Consider the following 1,171-nt stretch of genomic DNA (forward strand, 5'->3'; position numbering starts at 1 on the left):
TCGGCGGGCGACGCGTCGCCCTGCGCGAACAGCCCGACCTCGTAGCGCACGCTCGACGTGCCGAGCTTCACGACCCGCAGCCCGGCGTCGACCGACTGCGGAAACACGAGCGGCGCGAAGTAGTTGCACTGCGTCTCGACCACGAGGCCGATCGTCTGCCCGTGCTCGACGTCGAGCACGCCCGCGCGGATCAGGTATTCGTTCACGACCGTGTCGAAGTAGCTGTAGTAGACGACGTTGTTCACGTGCCCGTAGACGTCGTTGTCCATCCAGCGGGTCGTGATCGGCAGGAAGTGGCGATAGGCGTCGCGCGGACGCGGTTGCGGCTTGTCGGACATGGCGATGGCGGTCAGGACGATGGAAGCGTGGTGGACGACACGCGGCGGCCGCAAGACACGGCGCACCGGCAAGAGGCGGAACGCCGCGCCGCGATCGCTCGCGGCACGGCGGATGCAACGCTGCTGACGGGCCGGCCCGTCACTGCCCCGGCCGGTCGACGAACTCGAAATCGAGGCCGCGCGCCCGCATCCAGTCGGCGAGCGCGACGCCCGTGCCGGCGCGCCACGGGCGCAGCAGCGGCGGATCGACGAGCTTGTATTCGAGCAGTTCCGGCGACAGCGCGACCGTGCCCGACGCACGCACGTGGTACGCGATGATCAGCTCGTTCTTGCGGATGAATTCGTAGACGCCGACGAGCGACACGTGCTCGGCCTTCAGCGCCGTTTCCTCGAACACCTCGCGCGCGATGCCATCTTCGGGCGTCTCGCCGTTCTCGAGGAAGCCGGTGATCAGCGCGAACATGCCTTCGGGCCAGGCCGCGTTGCGCGCGAGCAGGATCTTGCCGTCGAGCTCGACGATCGCGGCGACGACGGGCAGCGGATTGTTCCAGTGGACGTAGCCGCAGCTGTCGTCGGGGCACGCCTGGCGAATGCGGCCGCCTTCATGGTCGGGGTCGGCGCGCTCGGTGAGCGGGCTCGCGCAGCGCGGGCAAAAGCGGTAATCGGCGGTGGTCATCGATGAGGATCTGGCAGGCGCCGGACGGCCGCCAGCCGGCTGCCCGCGCACCCGCTCGGCGCGGGAAAGGCTTCATTCTAGCGAGTTTGCCCGTGCCGCAGACGATCCGGCCCCGCCGAAATCAGGGTTGCAGGCGCCCTCGTGCGGCGGTCGCGGC

General features: G+C 69.4%; 2 protein-coding genes. Both read right to left on the reverse strand.

The features are described from left to right. Positions 1–338: acyl-CoA thioesterase (locus G3N99_RS40365; RefSeq protein WP_206125208.1), on the reverse strand; the 338-nt coding region annotated here is incomplete at its 3' end. A 139-nt stretch (positions 339–477) separates the two neighbouring features. Continuing rightward, positions 478–1,014, reverse strand: a complete 537-nt coding sequence (locus G3N99_RS40370) for an NUDIX domain-containing protein (protein ID WP_089456050.1) — start codon at positions 1,012–1,014, stop codon at positions 478–480. Between the last annotated feature and the right edge of the window lie 157 nt (positions 1,015–1,171).

It is taken from the genome of Burkholderia sp. Ac-20392 (assembly GCF_017104585.1).
Lineage (GTDB): Bacteria > Pseudomonadota > Gammaproteobacteria > Burkholderiales > Burkholderiaceae > Burkholderia > Burkholderia lata.